Here is a 19,032-nt window from a genome sequence, read left to right on the forward strand (position 1 = left end):
GGGGCGAAAGCTCTTCCCCTCCGCAACCGACGCCACCAGCAAAAGCAGCCAGATGAAGCGTTCCGTCCCCTTCGAGATATTCCGCTACGCCGCGATCCTGGCGGCGATGGCCGTCACGCTGGTGCCGATCCTGTGGATGGTGTCGATGGCCTTCAAGCCGATCGCCGAATGGTCGGCGACGGGTGCGGACCTGACATGGTGGCCGAAGAACCCGACGCTCAGCAATTTCCAGTTCGTGTTCGGCGAATCCACCAACAATCTGATCGTGGCGCTCGACCGCACCGCGCTAAAGCCGATCCTGTCGTCGCTGCTGTCGGCGGTGTTCGGCACCGCGATCGCCATGTCGGCGGGCACGGCCGCCGCCTATGGCCTGTCGCGCTTCGGCTCGGGGCAGAACCTGCCGCTGGCGCTGATCCAGCTCAGGCTGTTTCCGCCGATGGCCGTCATGATCCCCGTGATGATCATGTGGGCCTTCCTCAATTTCACCGACAGCTGGTGGGGTCTGGCACTGATCTATGGCATCGTCACGCTGCCGTTCGCCTTCTGGCTGATGAAGACCTTCTTCGACGACATGCCGCGCGAGATCGAGGAAGCCGCCTTGGTCGAAGGCTGCTCGCGGCTGCGCGTCTTCACCCGCATCACGTTGCCGATGATGCGCGCGCCGCTGGCGAGTGCGGCCCTCTTCGTCTTCATCCTCAACTGGTCGGACTATCTGATCGCGCTGCTTCTGACGACGCGCGAATGGGTGACGATCCCGGTCTACATGGCCTCGCTGTCGTCGTCGATGACCGGCCAGCTCTATGGCGCCAAGGCAGCACTCGGGCTGATCGCCGCCGTGCCGCCGGTCATCATGGGCATCGCCATCCAGCGCCATCTGGTGCGCGGGCTGACCTTTGGGGCGCTCAAGCAATGAGCGCCTTGACCGCAACGATTTCGGAGGACGAGATGGGCGCCGTGCGCGGCAAGCCAGTCCTGCGCGACGAAGGCACACGGCTGGGCTTTCGCCTGACCTTGCCGGCGCAGATCCTGGTGCTGTTCATCTCGGCCTTTCCGCTGTTGATGCAGCTCTACATCAGCGTCACCGACTGGTCGCCGCTCTCGGGCCTCGGCTGGTGGAACGCCTGGGAGATGTGGAACAGCTTCGCCAACTACACCGACCTCGCCGCCGACGCGCGCTTCTGGAGCGCGCTGAAGCGCACTGCCATCGTCATGATCGTCTGCGTGCCAGCCGAGTTCCTGCTCGGCCTGGCACTTGCGACGCTGTTCGCCGACGATTTTCCCGGCAAGCGCATCTTCTATTCGATCCTCTTGATGCCGATGATGGTGGTGCCGGCGGTGGCCGGCTACATGTTCTTCATGCTGTTCCAGTCGGGCGGCCCGGTGAACGACATCCTGTCGGCAGTCACCGGCACGCAAGTCACCATCGCCTGGCTGTCGGACCCGACGCTGGCGCTGATCGCGGTGATGATCGCCGATATCTGGCAGTGGACGCCGCTGATGTTCCTGATCCTGCTTGCGGGCCTCGTCGGCGTGCCGGAGGACCAGATCAAGGCGGCGACGCTGCTCGGCGCCAATCCCTGGCAGCGCTTCACCACCATCGTGCTGCCGAAGATGAAGACGATCATCATCATCGCGCTGGCGATCCGGGTGATCGAGAACTTCAAGATCTTCGACACGCTCTACATCATGACCGGCGGCGGCCCCGGCGTCGCCACCGAAACCATCTCCGTCTACATCTACAAGGTCACCACGCAGGATCTGATCTGGGGCTATGTCGCGGCGATCGCGCTGGCCATCCTGGTCGTGCTCTCCATCGTCGCCGTGTTCGCCATGAAGCGCATGGCGCGGGCAAGGCAGGTGCCGGCATGAGCACGATCCAACTCAAGCACCTCACCAAGACATTCGGCGACTTCACGGCGCTGAAGACCATGGACCTCGACATATCAGACGGCGAGTTCATGGCGCTGCTCGGGCCGTCCGGCTGCGGCAAGTCGACGACGATGAACATGATCGCCGGCATGGAAGAGCCGACCAGCGGAAAGATCCTGTTCGGCGAGCGCGACATGGCCGGGGTGCCGATGGGGCGGCGCGGCGTCGGCTTCGTCTTCCAGAACTATGCCATCTTCACCCATATGACGGTGCGCCAGAATCTTGCCTACGGGCCGAGGATGCGCGGTGCCGCGAAAGCCGAGATCGACCGGCGCGTCGGCGCCATCGCAGAGCTGTTGCAACTGACGCCGCTGCTCGACCGCAAGGCCGACAGGCTTTCGGTCAATATCCTGCAGCGCGTGGCGATCGGCCGCTCGGCGATCATGGAGCCGGCGATATTCCTGCTCGACGAGCCGCTGTCCAATGTCGACGCGGCCTTCCGCGCGGTCATGCGCACCGAGCTGAAACAGCTGCAGCGCCAGTTCAAGCAAACCATGGTCTACGTCACCCACGACCAGTTGGAAGCGATGACCATGGCCGACCGCATCGCGGTCATGGACCATGGCGTGCTGCAGCAGGTCGGCACGCCGCTGGAGGTCTATAACAATCCGGCCAATGTCTTCGTCGCCCGCTTCATCGGCGCGCCGGGCATGAACCTGCTCAAGGGCAGGCCGGCGGAGAGCGACCGGGGTCTGGTCGTCGATCTCGGACCGCTGGGCATCACGCCGCCATTGCCGGATGAGCTGGCGGCCAGTGTGCGCGGCGCACGCGGCGAGGTGCTTTACGGCTTCCGGCCGGAACAGGTGGCCTTGGCCCAAGACGGGCGCGGGCTTGCCATGCCTGTCACCTTCGTCGAACGCATCGGTGCACGTACCATCGTTCATCTCGGACAGGGCGAGGGCGCCGTGAAAGCGGTGTTCGACAATGATGTCGGGTTGTCGATCGGGCAGGCCGCCGTCGTCGCACCCGCGGCGCCATCGGTGCGCGTCTTCGACGCCGTCAGCGGCCTTGCGATGGGGGCGGGCTGAGCCATGGCCGATATCGTCTTCCGCAATGTCACGAAACGCTACGGCGACACACTCGCCGTCGACGATGCCTCGTTCACCGTCAACGACAACGAGTTCTTTTGCTTCTTCGGGCCGCCGCTGTCGGGCAAGTCGACCATCCTGCGGCTGGTGCTCGGGCTGGAGACGCCGGATGCCGGCGAAATCCTCATCGGTGGCAGGCCGGTCAACACCGTGTCGCCGGCCGAGCGCAACGTGGCGATGGTGTTCCAGAACCTGGCGTTGTTCCCGCATATGAGCGCGCTCGACAATGTCCGCTTTCCGCTGGTCGAGCGGAAGGTCGCCGACGTCGACATCAAGCGGCGCGTCGCCGATGTCGCGGCCAAGCTGCATATCGGTCATATCCTGCACAAGCCGCCGGCACAGCTTTCGGGCGGCGAGCGGCAGCGCGTGGCGATCGCACGGGCGCTGGTGCGCGATCCCAATGCCTACCTGATGGACGATCCGATCTCGGCGCTCGATGCGCGGCTGCGCGAGGAAACGCGCGTTGAGTTGAAGCGCATCCAGCGCGACCTCGGCAAGACGCTGATCTATGTCACCCATGACCAGGAAGAGGCGATGTCGATCGCCGACCGCATCGCCATCCTGGACAATGGCAGGATCAGGCAGATCGGCGCGCCGGCCGAGATCTATGACCGCCCGGTCAGCACCTATGTGGCGCGGCTGCTCGGTTCGCCTGTCATGAACATCCTCAAATCCGTTCGCGGCGAGAGCGGCGTCGAAGCCGCCGAAGGCGCGCTCAGCATCGCCGACCGCGCGGCTCCGGCCGACGCAGTCGAGATCGGACTGAGGCCGGAGGACATCAAGGTCAGCCCCTGGAGCGACAACGAGAAGGCGGGCCGGGGCCGCCCGGCGCGGGTGTTCGAGGTCGAGCCGCTTGGCGGCTACACCGTGGTGACGCTCGCCGCCGGGCAGGCGCGGCTGAAGGCACTGCTGCGCGGCCAGCCCGATATCAGGCCCGATGCGATGGTGGCGATATCCTGCGAGCCGGCACGCGTGCATTATTTCGGACAGGGCGGAGGCGCGTTGGCAAGATGAATGCGGCCGCGAGGACAGAATTTCGGGAGGAAGGCATGACAGGCAAGGGCTTCGAGCCGGATGTGAAGGTCCGCACGAAGGAATACAGGATCGGCTGCGTCGGCGCCGGCATGATCATGGCCGAGTGCCACCTGGCCGCTTACAAGGAGGCGGGGTTCCCGGTGGTGGCGATCGCTTCGCGCACAAAGGCGAATGCGCAAAAGGTCGCCGACCGTTGGAGCATCCCGACCGTCCACGACACGCCTGAACAACTGATCGAGGACGCAAATGTCGAGATCATCGACCTGGCCTTTCCGCCCGACCAGCAGCCGGCGCTGATCCGCCATGCGCTGAAGCAGAAGCATATCAAGGGGATCCTGGCGCAGAAGCCTTTGGCGCTGTCGGTCGAGGAAGCCGTCAAGCTGCGCGACGAGGCTGCGGAGGCTGGCAAGATCCTCTCGGTCAACCAGAACATGCGCTACGACCAGTCGATGCGCGTGTTGAAGCAGATCATCGACAGCGGCGCGCTGGGCGATATCGTCTTCGCGCAGATCGACATGCATGCCATCCCGCATTGGCAGACTTTCCTTCAGGGTTACGACCGGCTGACGCTCGCCAATATGAGCGTGCACCATCTCGACGTGCTGCGCTTCCTGTTCGGTGATCCCGAGGAGATCACCACGCTGACGCGTAAGGATCCGCGCACGAAATTCGATCATTCCGACGGCATCACCGTCTCGACACTGCGTTTCCCCACAGGCGTGCTCGCCGTGTCGCTGGAGGACGTCTGGTCCGGTCCGCGCCAGGAGGGCTATCGCGACGACCAGCACATCAACTGGCGCGTCGACGGCACCAAGGGCGTCGCCAAGGGCATGATCGGCTGGCCGACGGGTGCCGCCTCGACACTCACCTATGCCTCGACCGAGACCACCGGCGGCGAATGGGTGAGCCCAAGCTGGGAGACGATGTGGTTCCCACATGCCTTCATCGGCGTGATGGAGCAGCTGCAGCACGCGGTGAAGACAGGCACGCCGCCGGCGCTGTCGGTCGCCGACAACGTCAAGACCATGGCGCTGGTCGAAGCGGGCTACCGCTCGATCGACGAGGGCCGAACGGTCAAGCTTTCCGAAATCGCCACCTGATCATCGCAACTGAAACGCCAGACAACTGAATCGCTTACAGGGAGGAATTCACATCATGATGCAGGCAGGTATTTTCACGGGCTATTTCCCGTACGGCCTTGAAGAGACGGCGAAGAAGATCCGCGGGCTCGGTTTCAATACGGTGCAGCTCGACCTGCATTTCAGGGATGTCGACCTGTCGGCCGGCCAGATCACCAAGGACAAGGCCAAGAAGGTGCGCGACGTCTTCCGCGACAACAATCTGCCGGTCTGCTGCGTGTCGGGCTACACCAACATCATTCATCCTGACAAAGCCGAGCGTGACAAGCGCGTCGGCTATCTCAAGGAGATTATCCGTAACGCCCGTCATTTCGGCTCGCCTTACGTGATCTCTGAAACCGGCACCTACAACACCGAATCCGACTGGGTGCATCACCCCAAGAACAAGACCGAGGAAGGGTTCGAGGAATGCCGCAAGGTGATCGCCGACCTCGCCCAGACGGCCTATGACCACGGCGCGGTGTTCCTGCTCGAAACCTATGTCAACAACGTCGTCGGCTCGGTCGAGGAGACGGTCAGGATGTTCGCGCAGGTCGATCATCCCGGTCTCGGCCTGCTAATGGATCCGACCAATTATTTCGAGACCCACAACATCGACCGGATGGACCAGATCCTGAACCAGGTGTTCGATACGCTGACCGACAAGATCAAGATCGCGCATGCCAAGGACGTCAAGCGTTCTGGCGACGACAAGTCGGAGAAGCACGCCGATATCGGCGACGCCGATGCGATGGAAAGCCATACGTTCCGCGGCGTCGGCGAGATCGAACTGCCGGCGCCCGGCCTCGGCTCGCTGAACTACGACCTCTATCTCAAGCGGCTGGCGGAAAAGCACCCGAACATCCCGGTGATCATCGAGCATCTGTCGGAGGACGACGTGCCGCGCGCCAAGAAATTCCTCGACGGGAAGTTCCGTGCCAACGGTCTGTGATGGCCCGCCGCGCTGCCGGTGCATGGCGGCGTGGCTCCAAACAAGGGAGGAAAGAATGTTGAAATTCGCTTGGAAACTGGCTGCCGCCGCGACAGTGCTCGCCGGCGTCGCCCTTGGCACGACGGCGCAGGCGCAGGACGGCCAGAAGACCTTCTATCTCTTGTCGCATGGCGGCCCGTCGGATGCGTTCTGGATCGACTGGAACGCCGGCGCGACCAAGGCCTGCGACCAGCTCAAGGTGACCTGCAAGATCTCCTTCAGCGGCGGCGACATGGCGGCACAGAAGGAGGCCTTCAATTCGGCGCTTGCCGCCAAGCCCGACGGCATCGCCACGACATCGGCGCAGCCCGGCCTGTGGACCGAGGAGGTGAAAGCGGCAAAGGCGGCCGGCATCCCGATCGTGTTCTTCAACACCGACGATCCGGCGACCGGACGCCAAGCCTATGTCGGAGCCGACCTCAAGGAAGCCGGCGTGACCTGGGCCAAATACCTCGTCGACCACAAGATGGTGAAGCAGGGCGACAAGGTGTTCCTGCCGGTCGAGGTTCCCGGCGCCAGCTACCAACAGCTCGAGACGGAGGGTATTGCCAGCGTTTTCGATCCGTTGGGGATCAAATATGACGTGGTCGATTGCGGCACCGACCCGGCCGGCATCATCGCCAAGATGACCGACTACATGGTCGCCAACAATCCGCCGGCTATCATTGCGCTCGGCGATTCCGTGGCGGCCAGCGTCAAGCGCGTGTTCGACGGCGCCGGTGTGGCGGCGGGCAAGATCCCCGTCGTCGGCTGGGGCAATTCGAAGGAGACGGCGCAAGCCGTCAAGGACGGCTTCGTCAATGCCGCCGCCTGGCAGTACCCGTCGGCGCAGGGCTTCATGCCGGTGGCGCTGCTCGGGCTCGCTGCCTCGGGCGAACCGATCGGCTACGACATCCATACTTTCGGTCTCTACGACGCCGCCAGCGTCGAGCCGATCCTGAAGCTCTACGACAAGAAATGAGAAGCCGGCGCCCGCCTAAAGCGGCGGGCGTTTTTCCAAGCATGGTCCAAGCAGTCATGACAATTGCCGCAGAAGACGACGCGCCGAGGGCGAAAGGTAGGTCCAGCCTGCTGCGCTCGCCGCAATTCTCCTCCTTCATCATCCTCATCGTGCTGCTGGCGGTGTTCGCTGTCGCCGACGCCAATTTCCTGTCGCCGCTCAACATCTCCAACATGATGGCGTTCCTGCCCGAGCTCGGCATCATCGCGCTTGGCATGACACTGCTTTTGACGGCAGGCGAATTCGACCTTTCCGTTGGCGCGGTGTTCGGGCTGGCGCCTGTGGTGGTGATGCTGCTGGTGCAGAATGGGGGCGTCGATATCGGGGTCGCGCTGCTGGCCGGACTTGTGCTGTGCATCGCGATCGGCGCGATCAACGGACTGATCGTCACCAAGATCGGCATCTCGTCCTTCCTGGTGACATTGTCGATGCTGCTCGTCGTGCGCGGGGCAGCGCTTTACATCACGCAGGGCTTTCCGCTGAAATCCTGGGACCAGCCCGGCTTCTTCGTGACGTTGCTCGCGGGCAGCTTCAACATCGGTTCGTTCCGCTTCTACACCTCGCTGTGGTGGTTCATCGGCCTCTCGCTGTTTGCCATCTACATCCTGCGCTACGCCAAACTCGGCAACTGGATCAGCGCCATCGGTTCCAATCGCAACGCGGCGGTTGCGCGCGGCGTGCCGGCCGATACCGTCAAGATCTGGCTGTTCGTTGCGACCTCGGTACTGGCCGGTCTTGCCGGCATGATCAGCGCCTTCCGCATCTCGGCCGCCTCGCCGGTGGCCGGCACCGGCTACGAGCTGGAAGTGATCGCCATGGTGGTCGTCGGCGGCACGGCGCTGACCGGCGGACGCGGGACGATCCTCGGCACCATCGTCGGCGCGCTGATGCTGCGCGCCATCCGAAACGGCATCGTGCTGATCGGCGTGCCGGGGCTCGCCTACAACATCTTTGTCGGCCTGATCATCCTCGCCATGCTCATCCTGCACGCTTTGCTGCAGAAGAACGCCGCAAGGGGCTGACGATGACGCAAGAAGTACTTCGGCTGCAGAACCTGCAAAAGTCCTTCGGCAGCGTGCGGGCGCTGAAGAACGCCTCGCTGACACTGCGGGAAGGCGAGGTGGTGGCGCTGCTCGGCGACAATGGCGCCGGCAAATCGACGCTGATCAAGGCGATCTCGGGTGTGTTTCCGGTCGATCGCGGCGACATCTATGTGCGCGGCGAGAAGGTCTCGATCCGCTCGACCAGGGATGCGATGGACCTCGGCATCGAGACCATCCACCAGGACACGTCGCTGGCGCCGGACCTCAGCATCGCGCGCAATCTTTTCCTCGGCCGGGAGCCGGTCAATTTCGGTTGGCTCGGCGTGTTCGCGCCGCTCGACCTCGCCAAGCTGCGCAAGGCCGCCTCCGAACTGCTCAAGCGCGTCGGCATCTCGAAAAAGCTCGACGCCGACGCGCTGGTCAGCACACTTTCTGGCGGCGAACGTCAGTCGATCGCGATCTCGCGCGCCATGCAGTTTGCCGCCAAGGTCATCATCCTCGACGAGCCGACCAACAATCTCGGCGTCGAGGAGACCCATGGCGTGCTGCGTTTCGTCAAGGAGGTGCGCGATGCGGGCCATTCGGTGCTGCTCATCACCCACAACATCCACCATGTCTTCCAGGTCGCCGACCGCATCGTCGTGATGCGGCGCGGTGAGATCGTCGCCGAACAGACGGTCGCCGACACCGACCTCTTGACCGTGGAAAGCATCATCACCGGCGCCGACATGTCGGCCTTGCTCAAGGAGGCGAGGGCAAAGTGAAGGGCGTCGCATGGTAGAGCTATACGGCAAGACGCTGTCACGCCGGCAAGTGGCCGAGCGATCCGGCATGCTGTCGCAATTCGCCGGCGTGCGGCTGATGACGCTCGGCGACGGTGTGGAGCGCGGCATCCGTATGCTCGAATTCCGCACCGGCTCGGGCCTGCGCTTCACCGCGCTGGTCGACCGGGCGCTCGACATCGCCGATTGCGACTTCAAGGGCCAGGCGATCGGCTGGCATTCACCGAGCGGCTTTCGCCATCCGGGCCTGCACGAGTATGAAGGGGAAGGGGGGCTGGCCTGGGCGCGCTCTTTCTCCGGCCTGCTCGTCACCTGCGGCCTCGACCATGTTCTGGGCCGTGAGACCGTACCCGCCGACAGCTACAACTACCCCGGCAGGAAGACGGTGCTCCATTCGCTGCATGGCCGTGTCGGCACCATCCCGGCGCGGCTGACCGGCTATGGCGAGCGTTGGGACGGCGACCGTTGCGTGCTGTGGGCCGAAGGCATCGTCCAGCAATCGGCGGTATTCGGCGAGGACCTCCATCTCATCCGCCGCATCGAGGCCGATGTCGGCGGCAACGAGATCCGGCTTTCCGACCATGTCGTCAATCACGGCTTCAACCGCACGCCGCATATGTATTTCTATCATGTCAATATCAGCCATCCCTTGCTGGATGAGGGCTCGCGTTATCTGGCGCCGATCCGCGACGTCGTCTGGGCCGGCCATGCCGGCGAGCGCTACGCGGCGCAGAAGGTCGGCTATCGCACGGCGCCTGCGCCGCAACCGCGCTTCAGCGAACAGGTCTGGCAGCATGAGATGGCTGCCGATGCCAATGGCGAGGTGCCGGTGGCCGTCGTCAACGACCGCATCGGGCTCGGTCTCGAACTGGTGACGCGCAAGGACCAGTTGCCGTGTGCCTACCAGTGGCAGAATTTCCAGGCCGGGCAGTACGCGCTGGGGATGGAGCCTTCGACCCACCATGTGCTGGGCGATCTCGCCGCCCGCGAGCGCGGCGAGATGATCTGGCTGGAGCATGGCGAAAGCCGGGCCTACGACGCGGTGTTCCGGGTTCTCGACGGCGCCGGTGAGATCGCGGCGGCCGAAGCCAGGATCGCGGCTATCGCCCGACAGCCCGAGCAGGATTATCCTGAGCCTTCCGGAAACTTTCCAAGACTGGCCGGCAGGACATGAGCGCGACATTCATCCAAAGCAAGCCCTCCGGCCGGCGGACCGGATTGCCAGCGGTGCGCGACGATTGGAGGTCAGTGTGACGACGATGGCAAAGAAGCGCGACTACAGCCTGGTCGGCGAAAGCACCAGGGCGGCGATCGAGACCGGGCTCGCCTCGGCCGAGTGGTATCACACCGACGTCTCGCGCAAGGCGATGAAGGAACTGATGCAGCGTTCCGACGGTCCGGCGATCCGCGACACGGTGATCTGGATTGTCGCGATCCTGGGTTCGGCCGCCGGCATCGTCTGGTTCTGGGGTTCGTGGTGGGTGGTGCCGTTCCTGTTCGTCTATGGCGTGCTCTACGGCTCGTCGAGCGACTCGCGCTGGCACGAATGCGGCCATGGCACGGCGTTTCGCACGCGCTGGATGAACGATGTCGTCTATCACATCGCCTCGTTCATGCTGATGCGCAATCCCGTGCAATGGCGCTGGAGCCATGCCCGCCACCACACCGACACCATCATCGTCGGCCGCGACGCCGAGATCGCGGTCATGCGGCCGCCCGACCTGTTGAAGGCGGGGCTGGCGTTCACCGGCATTCTCGATTTCCGCTATTCGCTGCCGACGCTGGTGCGACAGGCCTTCGGCAGGCTGTCGGATGAAGAGAAGAGCTATATCCCCGAGATGGAACAGCATAGGGCGGTCGTCGCCGCCCGCTGGCACGTCGCCATCTATGTCGGGACGATCGCGCTTGCCATCGCGCTGAGGTCGTGGATACCGCTGGTGCTGATCGGCCTGCCGCGCCTCTACGGCACCTGGCACATGGTGACGACCGGCCTGCTGCAGCATATCGGTCTGGCCGACAATGTCGTCGACCACCGGCTCAACACCCGCACCGTCTACATGAACCCGATCAGCCGGTTCATTTACTGGAACATGAACTACCATGTGGAGCACCACATGTTCCCGATGGTGCCCTATCACGCGCTGCCCAGGCTGCACGAACTGATCAAGCATGATCTGCCCCAGCCGAACCCGTCGATGTGGCATGCCTACCGCGAGGTTTGGCCGGTGCTGCTCCGGCAGCTGAAATACGAGGACTATTACCTCAAGCGCGAACTGCCGCCGACGGCCAGGCCCTATCGCGGCGAGTTCCACGAGGTCGATATGTCGGCGGCGGCCGAATAGCGATCGATAATGTCCGCAGGAGATTGAGATGGCCGAGTGGCTGGAAGCGTGCGCCGTGGACGATGTCGAGGAAGAGGATGTCATCCGCTTCGACCATGGTGGGCGGAGCTTCGCGATCTATCGCTCGCCGGATGACGAGTTCTTCGCTACCGATGGTTTTTGCACGCATGAAAAGGCGCATCTGGCCGACGGGCTTGTCATGGACGACATCATCGAATGTCCCAAGCACAATGGCCGCTTCAACTACAAGACCGGCCAGGCCAAGGGCGCGCCGGTCTGCGTCAACCTCAAGACCTATCCAGTCCGAATCGAAGCTGGCAAGGTGATGATCGAGATCGGCTGACGAGCCGCCATCCAGAAACAGGGACAAGAGTTCAATGAGCCGAAAGAGACCGACCGTCGCCGATCTGCGCGCCATGAAGGGCAGGCGGCAGCTGACCATGCTGCGCGTGCTGACACTGGATGAAGCGGAAGCCGCCGAGCGGGCAGGGGTCGACATCGTCTCGGTGCCGCCCGAACTGGTGCTCAATCCGCAATACCGCGATGCGGCGCCCAGCCTGTTCACCATGCCGGGCGACAATTTCTACGAGATCGGCACATCGGACGATTTCCTGCGTTGGGCTTTTCGGCTCTACAAGGCCGGCGCCGACGCGGTCTATTGCAGCGCCGGCTATGCCACCATCAAGCGGATGGCGGACGATGCCATTCCCGTCATCGGCCATGTCGGCCTCATTCCATCGCGCGCGACCTGGACAGGCGGCTTCAAGGCTGTCGGCAAGTCCGCCGACACGGCCATGCAGGTGTTCGAGGCGGTGAAGCAACTGGAGGCAGTGGGCGCCATCGGCGCCGAAATAGAAGTTGTGCCGGTCGAAGTGGCGAAGGCGATCTCGGAGCGGACGTCGCTGATCATGCTGTCGATGGGCGCGGGCACCGGCTGCGACGCGCAATATCTATTCGCCGACGACATCCTTGGCCAGAACAGAGGCCACATGCCGCGCCACTCCAAGGTCTACCGCAACTTCGCCGCCGAGTATGACCGGCTGCAGGCCGAGCGGGTGGCGGCGTTCTCCGAATATGTCGCCGACGTCAACAGCGGCGCCTATCCCGAGGACAGGCACATCGTGCACATGGACCCGACCGAGCTACGCCTGTTTCTCGACAAGGTCGGCCGGAGCTAGGGCCGGCCGCCACGCATTGCCGGCCAGCGCGGCGTGGAGTGCTTCCGCATCGACGCCGAGCGGCCGGTCCTCCTTCAGGGAAGGGACCAGCGCGCGTATCGCCGTGTGGACGGCTGACGTGCCTGGTGCCAGCGTCAACCCTTCACGCAGGTCGACGGCCTGGGCGGCCGCCATCAGTTCGAAAGCGATCAACCGCCGCCACAGCACGATCATGTCAGCGCATTTCGAAACCGCCAGCGGCGTCTGCGTGGCGTGATCCTCGACGCCTTCCGAGACGGGCAGGAAATCGAGCATCACCGGATTGGCCTTGTGGCGGATGGCGGCCAGGATCGACGTCACCGTCTTCTGCAACGGCACGAAACCGGCCGAGGCGCCGCCGACCGGCGACAGATATTTCGGCAGCCCGTTGCGGCCCGAGCCGGTGAGTTGGATGAAGCGGGCTGCACTGGCGGCCGCGCATTGAGCGATTGCCAGGCTGAGCGCCTCGAAGGCCAGCGCCAGCGAAGCGGTGTGGAAGTTGCCGGTCGACAGCACCAGCCCGTCGTCGCTCAGAACCAGCGGGTTGTCGGCGGCGGCATTGAGTTCGACCTCGACGGCGCGTTCTGCCTGGCCGATCGCCTCGATCAGTGCGCCATGGATCGAGGGCATGCAGCGGATCGACAGCGGGTCCTGTAGGGTGGTGGGCGCCGGCGCTTCGTCGCGGGCGAGAAGATCATGCAGCGCCTTGGCGGCTTCCTGCTGGCCGGCCGCCGGCCGCGCCATGTGCAGGCGCGGGTCGAGGATGGTGCGGTTGGCGCCAAACCCTTCCATGGTCAGCGCGCCGGCCTGCTGTTGCTGGGCAAGAGCCGAAAGCGCGTCCGTGACCACAAGCGCGCCACCGCCAGCGGAGACAGCGGAAGCGTTGATCAGCGACAGCCCATCCTTGGGCGCCAGGCCGATGGGGCCGAGGCGGGCCATCATCAGCGCCTTGACCGCCGGCATGCGCCTTCCCTGATAATCGGCTTCGCCTTCGCCGACCAGCAGGCGGGCGATCGCGGTCATCAGCACGAGGTCGCCGGCGCCGATGGAGCCGAGCGACGGCATCACCGGATGGACGCCGGCGTTGAGGACATCGACCAGGGCAACGAACACGGCGGGCGACAGGCCGGAGCCGCCCGCCGACAGCATTGTCAGGCGGGCGAGCATGGTTGCCCGCACGGTTTCGACCGGCAGGGCCTCGCCAACGGCGCCGCTGCGGCCTTCGAGCAACTGGCGCTGGAAGGCGCTGGCGTCACCCTCGACCGAGGTGCCGAGATTGGCGCCGAGACCGGTGTTCAGGCCGTAGATCTGCTGGCCCGAGGCCGCGGCCTGGTCGAGCACCTTTCGCGCCTTCTCCAGCCCGCCGATGACATCGGCTCCGATTTCCACCTTGCGGGCCTCGCGGGCGACGGCGGCGACATCGCCGACGCTGACGCCGGCTCCGGTGAGGACGAGCGCGCTCATGCGAAGCGCAGCCTCTGGCCAATGCCTTGCGCCTGCGCCTTCGCCAGCATCGCTTTGCCAAGCGCGATGTCGGACAGCGACAGGCCACGATGCCAGAACAGGATGGTTTCGTCGTCGCTCTGCCGTCCCGGCCTCAGGCCGGCGGCGATCTGGCCGAGTTCGGCATGCAGCGTCGTCTCGCTCAGCCGCCCGGTCTCGACATGGGCGCGCAGCGAGCCGAACTTGCCACCCTTGCACTGGCCCCAATCGTCGACGACCATCTTCTGCATGATGTCGGTCAGCGACAGCTCCACCGCGCTCATCGTGCCATAGGGCACGACCAGCGCGCCGGGCTTGATCCATTCTGTCTTCAGCAGTGGTTGCGGCTCGGGCAGGCGGGATGCCTCGACGACAATGTCGGCGCCCTTGACGCAGCTCTCCCAGTCGGCGACCGCTGTGACCGGCTTGCCAAGGTCGGAGGCGAGTTTTGCGGCAAAGCCGTCGCGGCTTTCCGGCCGGCGCGAATGGACGCGGATTTCGTCGAAATCGAAGAGATGGTCGAGCAGGCGCACGTTCCAGTAGGCGGTGCCGCGCGCGCCGATATGGGCGAGCACCTTCGAGTTCTTGCGCGCCAGATGTTTGGCGCCGATGGCGGTGACGGCGCCTGTGCGCATGTCGGTGATGACGGTGGCGTCGAGGATGGCGCGCGGCGTGCCGGTGCGCGGATCGAATAAGTTCAGGATGCCGAATTCCGAAGGCAGGCCGTGAAGGTAGTTGTCGACATAGTCGCCGACGATCTTCACGCCCGCCGTGTCGAGCGGCGCGACGTAGCCACGCAGGACATTGAAATGGCCGTGGAAGGACGGGTCGGGTTCGAGGTGGACACGCGGCTCGATCACCGTCTGGCCCTTGCCTTGTGCGATGAGCCCGGCCTCGACCGCGCCGATGATCTCGGCATCGGTCATGGCAAGGGCTTCGATGTCGAGGGCATTGAGGTAGTCGATATAGATAGGCTTCATGCGTCTGCGTTCCTCGGCCACCCCGCTCATCCATAACAGGCCGCGACGCGACACGAAAGTTTGTTGGCTCTTGTCTGGACGCCGTCGGCCAAATGCTGTTCAAGCGGTCCGTCATGACTGCCATTTCCGAGACCGAAGCTTCAGCCGACCGAGCCGGGAATTCGCGGCGTGTGGCGCTGATCGTCGCCATCGCCTTTTTCATGCAATTGCTGGATTCGACAATCATCTCGACCTCGCTGCCGCAGATGGGGGAATCGTTCGGCGTGCCGGCGGTGGCGATGAGCATCGGCATCACCGTCTACATGCTGACCATGGCGGTGTTCGTGCCGCTGTCGGGCTGGCTCGCCGACCGCTTTGGCGCGCGTAACATCTTCCTCGTCGCCATCGCGCTGTTCACACTGGCTTCGCTTGCCTGCGGCTTTTCGCAGAACCTGACCGGATTCGTCATTGCCCGTGCCGTGCAGGGCCTGGGCAGCGCGCTGATGACGCCGGTCGGCCGCATCCTGGTGCTGCGCAACGCGTCGAAATCCGAATTGCTCAACGCCACGGCTCTGATCACCTGGCCGGCGCTCTTCGCGCCTGTCGTCGGGCCGGTGCTCGGTGGCTTCATCACCACCTATCTGTCCTGGCACTGGAATTTCTTCATCAACATTCCGCTCGGGATGATCGGGCTGGCGCTGGTCGCCCGCTTCATCCCCGGTGACCGTGAAGCCGATCCCAAGCCGCTCGATTGGCCGGGTTTCTTCCTGACGTCGCTGGGGCTCGCCTGCCTGCTCTATGGCCTGGAGCGCATCGCGCATCCGGAGGATGGCGCCTTGCCGACGGTGGGGCTGATCGCGGCGGGGATCGTCGTCGGATGGCTGGCGGTGCGTCATCTCCATCGCGCGCCGCATCCGCTGCTCGACCTGTCGTCGTTCAAGGTGCAGACCTTCGCCATCTCGACGCTTGCCGCCGGCACCATCTTCCGGGTTGCGATCAACGCCACGCCGTTTCTATTGCCGCTGTTGTTCCAGGTCGGCTTCGGCCTCTCGCCCGTCGACGCCGGCATGATGATCCTGGCCTATTTCCTTGGCAATCTCGGCATGAAGACGGTGACGACGCCGATGCTGCGTCGCTTCGGCTTTCGCTCGGTGATGGTCGTCAACGGCATCATCGCGTCGGCATCGATCATGGCTTGCGCGGCGATCTCGCCGCAGACGCCGCAGGCGCTGGTGGTGGCGCTGATGCTGATTGCCGGCCTGTCGCGCTCGATGCAGTTCACCGCGCTCAACACGCTGGCCTTCGCCGATATCGCCGCCGGGCAGCGGAGTTCCGCAGCGACCTTGTCTTCGATGCTGCAGCAGGTGGCGATGCTGTTCGGCGTTGCCGTGGCGGCGGCGATCCTCAACCTGTCGCAGATCGCGAGAGGCCGGCCGGCGCTCGATCTCGTGGATTTTCGAGCAGCCTTCCTGGTGATCGGCGTCATCGGGCTGGTGACGTCGTTTCGTTTCCTGATGTTGCCGAGGACCGCCGGCGCCGAGGTCTCGGGCCATGTTGCCGGGAACTGAAATCGAATTTTCCCGACCATCGCGGGGTTAAATTCCGTCTTCGCCTTTCGCCTTGGTGTGACGCTTTCGCAATGCGCCGAGATGGTGCAAACAATTGCCAAAAGCGTTTAAGTTTCCGGGCATTGCGCCAGATTCGGCAATCAATGCGTCCACTTTGCGAATCTCATCGCAAGCCCACGTTTTGAACGCGGATTCATTTGACGAAGCGACGCTGAGCCGATTAGTTTTCGACCCAGGGGTGGCAGCGCTGCCATCGGGGTGAAAGCAGACAATGAACATGGCCGGCTGGCTGAACTTCAGGAGCCTGAATCAGGAAGGCATTGTCTTTGCCATAGCGGTGGTGCTGTTCGTCGCCGCCGCAATTGGCCTGCCGGGTTTCATAGATCCCAACAATCTCGTCGCCATCGTCCGCTCGGTGTCGGTGCTGGGCATACTGGCGCTCGGCATGGCCGTCGTCATCATCGGCCGCGGCATCGACCTGTCGGCGGTGGCGATCATGGCGATGTCGGTCGCCTGGTACCTGCAATTGCTCAACACCGGAACGCCGGACGGGCTGGCCTTCGCCTATGTGCTGGCCGGCGTGCTCGCCATCGGCCTGCTCAACGGCTTTCTCGTCGCCTATGCCGATGTGCCGGCGATCTTCGTCACGCTGGCGACCGGCTCCTTCGTCTTCGGCTATGTGCGTTCGCAATTGATCACGCAGGACGCGGTGCCGGTGCCTCAGGGCCATTGGGTGGAACTGCTCGGCGGCCTGCGCTTTCTCGACGTTCCGATCGAGGTGTTCGTCTTCGCCGGGCTCGCCTTCCTGTTCTTCCTGTTCCTGCGCTACACCAAATGGGGCCGCTACATCTATTTCGCCGGCGACAATCCGGTGGCGGCGCGCAACATCGGCATTCCTGTGCGGCCGATGCTGGTGCTGCGCTATGTGCTGTCCGCTTTCGTGGCGCTGATCGCAGGCCTTTTGACGGCGGCCAGCCTGCACTCGATCAACACGCGGGTCGTCAACTCGACGCTGCTCTACGACATCGTGCTGGTGGCGGTGATCGGCGGCATCGGATTGTCGGGCGGGCGAGGCGGCGTGCGCAACGTGCTGGTCGGCGCAGCACTGATCGGCATCCTGCTCAACGCCATGACCATCATCGACATTCCGCTGCTCTACCAGAACCTGATCAAGGCGGCGATCCTGCTCGGTGCCATCATCGTCGACGGCATCATCAATCCGCGCGACGAACAGACCGCGCAGCAGGGCGATATTTAGGGCAGATGGGCTAGCCCATCTTGCTCGGGGTACCCGGTGCGATCGGAACGATCGGCCGGCAATGAAAACCGAACCAGAGGATGACACATGAAACTGATCAGAACACTCATGGCGGCTGCCACGGCCCTTGCCGTCACCGCCTTCGTGGCGCCGACCTTCGCCGCTGACGATCCAGGCCCTGCTGCCTATGCACAAGCGCTGAAAGGCAAGCGTGTCATGCTGGTGCCGCTGGCGATGGGCTTCGACCTGGCGCAGGGCTGGGCGCATTACCTGAAGAAGGAGGTCGAGGCCTGGGGCGGCACGTTCGAGACGCGCGATCCGAACTGGGTGGTCGATGCCGGCGCGCAGGCGATCACCGATGCGATCTCTTCGGACACAAGGCCAGATGTGCTGATCATCCATGCACCGGACCTCAACTCCTATTCCAAGCTGATGAAGAAGGCGCAGGCGGCCGGCACCTATGTAATCCTGGTCGACAATCCGGCGAATTTTCCCGCCGACGCCTTTGTCGGCAGCGACTGGGACCGGCTCGGCCAGCTCGAGGCTGAAGCGGCGATCAAGGGTTGCGGCGAGAACTCGTCCAAGAAAATCGGATTGGTGCAGGGCGACCAGGCCAATTCTTCCAGCCTTTACCAGTATGCCGGCATCATGAAGGTGCTGGACAAGCATCCCGACTTCAAGGTCGTGGCAAAGCCCGACTCCAACTGGGATGCCACGACCTCGCGCAACGTCACCACGACCATGCTGCAGCAGAACCCCGACATCTGCTCGATCATCGATTTCTGGGATGGTGACGCGACCGGTGCATCCGCCGCGATCCGCGACGCCAAGCTTGACGGCAAGGTGTTTTTGGTCACCACCGGCGGCGGCGAAAAGGCGGCCGATTGCGACAAGCTGAATGACGGCACCTATGGCGCCGTGGTGATGACCGATCTTGCACGCCAGTCGGGCGACATGAACGCCATCATAAAATTCCTGCTGCAGAGCGGCCAGCCGGCCGGCACCTCGCACACCTACATCTACACGCTGGAGAAGGCGACGACCAAGGCCGACCTCAAGCCCGACAGCTGCTGGGACCTGAAGGCGCTGCAGGCCGAGGCGGCGGCGAAATAGTGTCGCGCGGTTAATGTCAGCGAGGTGGCTTGGGCCATCTCTAATCGCTAGCGGTTTGCGCTGCCCTCACCCTTACCCTCTCCCCGTGAAGAACGGGGAGAGGGGGACGCCGACGTTGGTGCGCTTCC

18 protein-coding genes are annotated in these 19,032 nt (G+C 64.0%); 16 read left to right on the forward strand and 2 right to left on the reverse strand.

Annotation, left to right across the window (positions count from 1 at the left end; translation table 11 throughout):
* Positions 1–52 precede the first annotated feature (52 nt).
* The 13 genes from EN861_RS25115 to EN861_RS25175 all read left to right on the forward strand — a co-directional run bounded on the left by EN861_RS25115 (position 53) and on the right by EN861_RS25175 (position 12,506).
* Positions 53–913: a carbohydrate ABC transporter permease gene (locus tag EN861_RS25115; protein WP_015317068.1), complete on the forward strand. Its 861-nt coding sequence runs from the start codon at positions 53–55 to the stop codon at positions 911–913.
* The gene (locus tag EN861_RS25120) at positions 910–1,869 is read left to right on the forward strand and encodes a sugar ABC transporter permease (RefSeq protein WP_135866213.1); all 960 of its coding nucleotides are present in this window, start codon (positions 910–912) and stop codon (positions 1,867–1,869) included. Before EN861_RS25115 ends, EN861_RS25120 begins: the two co-directional genes overlap by 4 nt.
* Positions 1,866–2,957 carry an ABC transporter ATP-binding protein gene (locus EN861_RS25125; protein ID WP_135866215.1) on the forward strand — a complete coding sequence of 364 codons (1,092 nt, stop codon included), beginning with the start codon at positions 1,866–1,868 and terminating at the stop codon, positions 2,955–2,957. Before EN861_RS25120 ends, EN861_RS25125 begins: the two co-directional genes overlap by 4 nt.
* A gap of 3 nt (positions 2,958–2,960) precedes the next feature.
* Positions 2,961–4,031: an ABC transporter ATP-binding protein gene (locus tag EN861_RS25130; protein ID WP_135866217.1), complete on the forward strand. Its 1,071-nt coding sequence runs from the start codon at positions 2,961–2,963 to the stop codon at positions 4,029–4,031.
* A 35-nt stretch (positions 4,032–4,066) separates the two neighbouring features.
* Positions 4,067–5,152, forward strand: a complete 1,086-nt coding sequence (locus EN861_RS25135) for a Gfo/Idh/MocA family oxidoreductase (protein ID WP_135866219.1) — start codon at positions 4,067–4,069, stop codon at positions 5,150–5,152.
* A 55-nt stretch (positions 5,153–5,207) separates the two neighbouring features.
* Entirely contained in the window at positions 5,208–6,122 is a 915-nt protein-coding gene (locus EN861_RS25140) for a sugar phosphate isomerase/epimerase (RefSeq protein ID WP_135866222.1), read from the forward strand.
* A 55-nt stretch (positions 6,123–6,177) separates the two neighbouring features.
* Positions 6,178–7,122 carry a substrate-binding domain-containing protein gene (locus EN861_RS25145; RefSeq protein WP_135866224.1) on the forward strand — a complete coding sequence of 315 codons (945 nt, stop codon included), beginning with the start codon at positions 6,178–6,180 and terminating at the stop codon, positions 7,120–7,122.
* A gap of 56 nt (positions 7,123–7,178) precedes the next feature.
* Positions 7,179–8,183: an ABC transporter permease gene (locus EN861_RS25150; protein ID WP_245512110.1), complete on the forward strand. Its 1,005-nt coding sequence runs from the start codon at positions 7,179–7,181 to the stop codon at positions 8,181–8,183.
* Between the two features lie 2 nt (positions 8,184–8,185).
* Complete coding sequence (locus EN861_RS25155; protein WP_127280339.1) at positions 8,186–8,968, forward strand: ATP-binding cassette domain-containing protein; 783 nt, start codon at positions 8,186–8,188, stop codon at positions 8,966–8,968.
* Between the two features lie 10 nt (positions 8,969–8,978).
* A complete protein-coding gene (locus tag EN861_RS25160; protein WP_135866228.1) occupies positions 8,979–10,160 on the forward strand; it encodes an aldose 1-epimerase family protein in 1,182 nt (393 codons plus the stop codon).
* A gap of 85 nt (positions 10,161–10,245) precedes the next feature.
* A complete protein-coding gene (locus EN861_RS25165) occupies positions 10,246–11,328 on the forward strand; it encodes a fatty acid desaturase family protein (protein WP_135866429.1) in 1,083 nt (360 codons plus the stop codon).
* A gap of 28 nt (positions 11,329–11,356) precedes the next feature.
* Entirely contained in the window at positions 11,357–11,671 is a 315-nt protein-coding gene (locus EN861_RS25170) for a MocE family 2Fe-2S type ferredoxin (RefSeq protein WP_127280341.1), read from the forward strand.
* A 34-nt stretch (positions 11,672–11,705) separates the two neighbouring features.
* Positions 11,706–12,506, forward strand: a complete 801-nt coding sequence (locus EN861_RS25175) for a 3-methyl-2-oxobutanoate hydroxymethyltransferase (protein WP_135866230.1) — start codon at positions 11,706–11,708, stop codon at positions 12,504–12,506.
* On the opposite strand, the gene hutH is transcribed toward EN861_RS25175, so the two are convergent.
* Together hutH and EN861_RS25185 are read right to left on the reverse strand one after the other, a co-directional pair.
* Positions 12,471–13,988, reverse strand: coding sequence for a histidine ammonia-lyase (gene hutH / locus EN861_RS25180; RefSeq protein ID WP_135866232.1), 1,518 nt, complete (start codon positions 13,986–13,988; stop codon positions 12,471–12,473). The genes EN861_RS25175 and hutH overlap by 36 nt on opposite strands.
* Positions 13,985–14,986 carry an ornithine cyclodeaminase family protein gene (locus EN861_RS25185; protein WP_135866234.1) on the reverse strand — a complete coding sequence of 334 codons (1,002 nt, stop codon included), beginning with the start codon at positions 14,984–14,986 and terminating at the stop codon, positions 13,985–13,987. The genes hutH and EN861_RS25185 overlap by 4 nt, the downstream gene beginning before the upstream one ends.
* A gap of 113 nt (positions 14,987–15,099) precedes the next feature.
* Between EN861_RS25185 and EN861_RS25190 the strand changes: the two genes are divergently transcribed.
* The 3 genes from EN861_RS25190 to EN861_RS25200 all read left to right on the forward strand — a co-directional run bounded on the left by EN861_RS25190 (position 15,100) and on the right by EN861_RS25200 (position 18,904).
* Positions 15,100–16,533 carry a DHA2 family efflux MFS transporter permease subunit gene (locus EN861_RS25190; RefSeq protein ID WP_135866236.1) on the forward strand — a complete coding sequence of 478 codons (1,434 nt, stop codon included), beginning with the start codon at positions 15,100–15,102 and terminating at the stop codon, positions 16,531–16,533.
* 271 nt (positions 16,534–16,804) lie between these two features.
* The gene (locus EN861_RS25195) at positions 16,805–17,791 is read left to right on the forward strand and encodes an ABC transporter permease (RefSeq protein WP_127278341.1); all 987 of its coding nucleotides are present in this window, start codon (positions 16,805–16,807) and stop codon (positions 17,789–17,791) included.
* An 87-nt stretch (positions 17,792–17,878) separates the two neighbouring features.
* Positions 17,879–18,904, forward strand: coding sequence for a sugar ABC transporter substrate-binding protein (locus EN861_RS25200; RefSeq protein ID WP_015317085.1), 1,026 nt, complete (start codon positions 17,879–17,881; stop codon positions 18,902–18,904).
* Positions 18,905–19,032 lie beyond the last annotated feature (128 nt).

The organism is Mesorhizobium sp. M8A.F.Ca.ET.218.01.1.1 (assembly GCF_004791165.1).
GTDB lineage: Bacteria > Pseudomonadota > Alphaproteobacteria > Rhizobiales > Rhizobiaceae > Mesorhizobium.

Coding starts and splice junctions, on each gene's coding strand:
- EN861_RS25115 (WP_015317068.1), top strand. CDS start 53: ATGAAGCGTTCCGTCCCCTTCGAGATATTCCGCTACGCCGCGATCCTG.
- EN861_RS25120 (WP_135866213.1), top strand. CDS start 910: ATGAGCGCCTTGACCGCAACGATTTCGGAGGACGAGATGGGCGCCGTG.
- EN861_RS25125 (WP_135866215.1), top strand. CDS start 1,866: ATGAGCACGATCCAACTCAAGCACCTCACCAAGACATTCGGCGACTTC.
- EN861_RS25130 (WP_135866217.1), top strand. CDS start 2,961: ATGGCCGATATCGTCTTCCGCAATGTCACGAAACGCTACGGCGACACA.
- EN861_RS25135 (WP_135866219.1), top strand. CDS start 4,067: ATGACAGGCAAGGGCTTCGAGCCGGATGTGAAGGTCCGCACGAAGGAA.
- EN861_RS25140 (WP_135866222.1), top strand. CDS start 5,208: ATGATGCAGGCAGGTATTTTCACGGGCTATTTCCCGTACGGCCTTGAA.
- EN861_RS25145 (WP_135866224.1), top strand. CDS start 6,178: ATGTTGAAATTCGCTTGGAAACTGGCTGCCGCCGCGACAGTGCTCGCC.
- EN861_RS25150 (WP_245512110.1), top strand. CDS start 7,179: ATGACAATTGCCGCAGAAGACGACGCGCCGAGGGCGAAAGGTAGGTCC.
- EN861_RS25155 (WP_127280339.1), top strand. CDS start 8,186: ATGACGCAAGAAGTACTTCGGCTGCAGAACCTGCAAAAGTCCTTCGGC.
- EN861_RS25160 (WP_135866228.1), top strand. CDS start 8,979: ATGGTAGAGCTATACGGCAAGACGCTGTCACGCCGGCAAGTGGCCGAG.
- EN861_RS25165 (WP_135866429.1), top strand. CDS start 10,246: ATGGCAAAGAAGCGCGACTACAGCCTGGTCGGCGAAAGCACCAGGGCG.
- EN861_RS25170 (WP_127280341.1), top strand. CDS start 11,357: ATGGCCGAGTGGCTGGAAGCGTGCGCCGTGGACGATGTCGAGGAAGAG.
- EN861_RS25175 (WP_135866230.1), top strand. CDS start 11,706: ATGAGCCGAAAGAGACCGACCGTCGCCGATCTGCGCGCCATGAAGGGC.
- hutH (WP_135866232.1), bottom strand. CDS start 13,988: ATGAGCGCGCTCGTCCTCACCGGAGCCGGCGTCAGCGTCGGCGATGTC.
- EN861_RS25185 (WP_135866234.1), bottom strand. CDS start 14,986: ATGAAGCCTATCTATATCGACTACCTCAATGCCCTCGACATCGAAGCC.
- EN861_RS25190 (WP_135866236.1), top strand. CDS start 15,100: ATGACTGCCATTTCCGAGACCGAAGCTTCAGCCGACCGAGCCGGGAAT.
- EN861_RS25195 (WP_127278341.1), top strand. CDS start 16,805: ATGAACATGGCCGGCTGGCTGAACTTCAGGAGCCTGAATCAGGAAGGC.
- EN861_RS25200 (WP_015317085.1), top strand. CDS start 17,879: ATGAAACTGATCAGAACACTCATGGCGGCTGCCACGGCCCTTGCCGTC.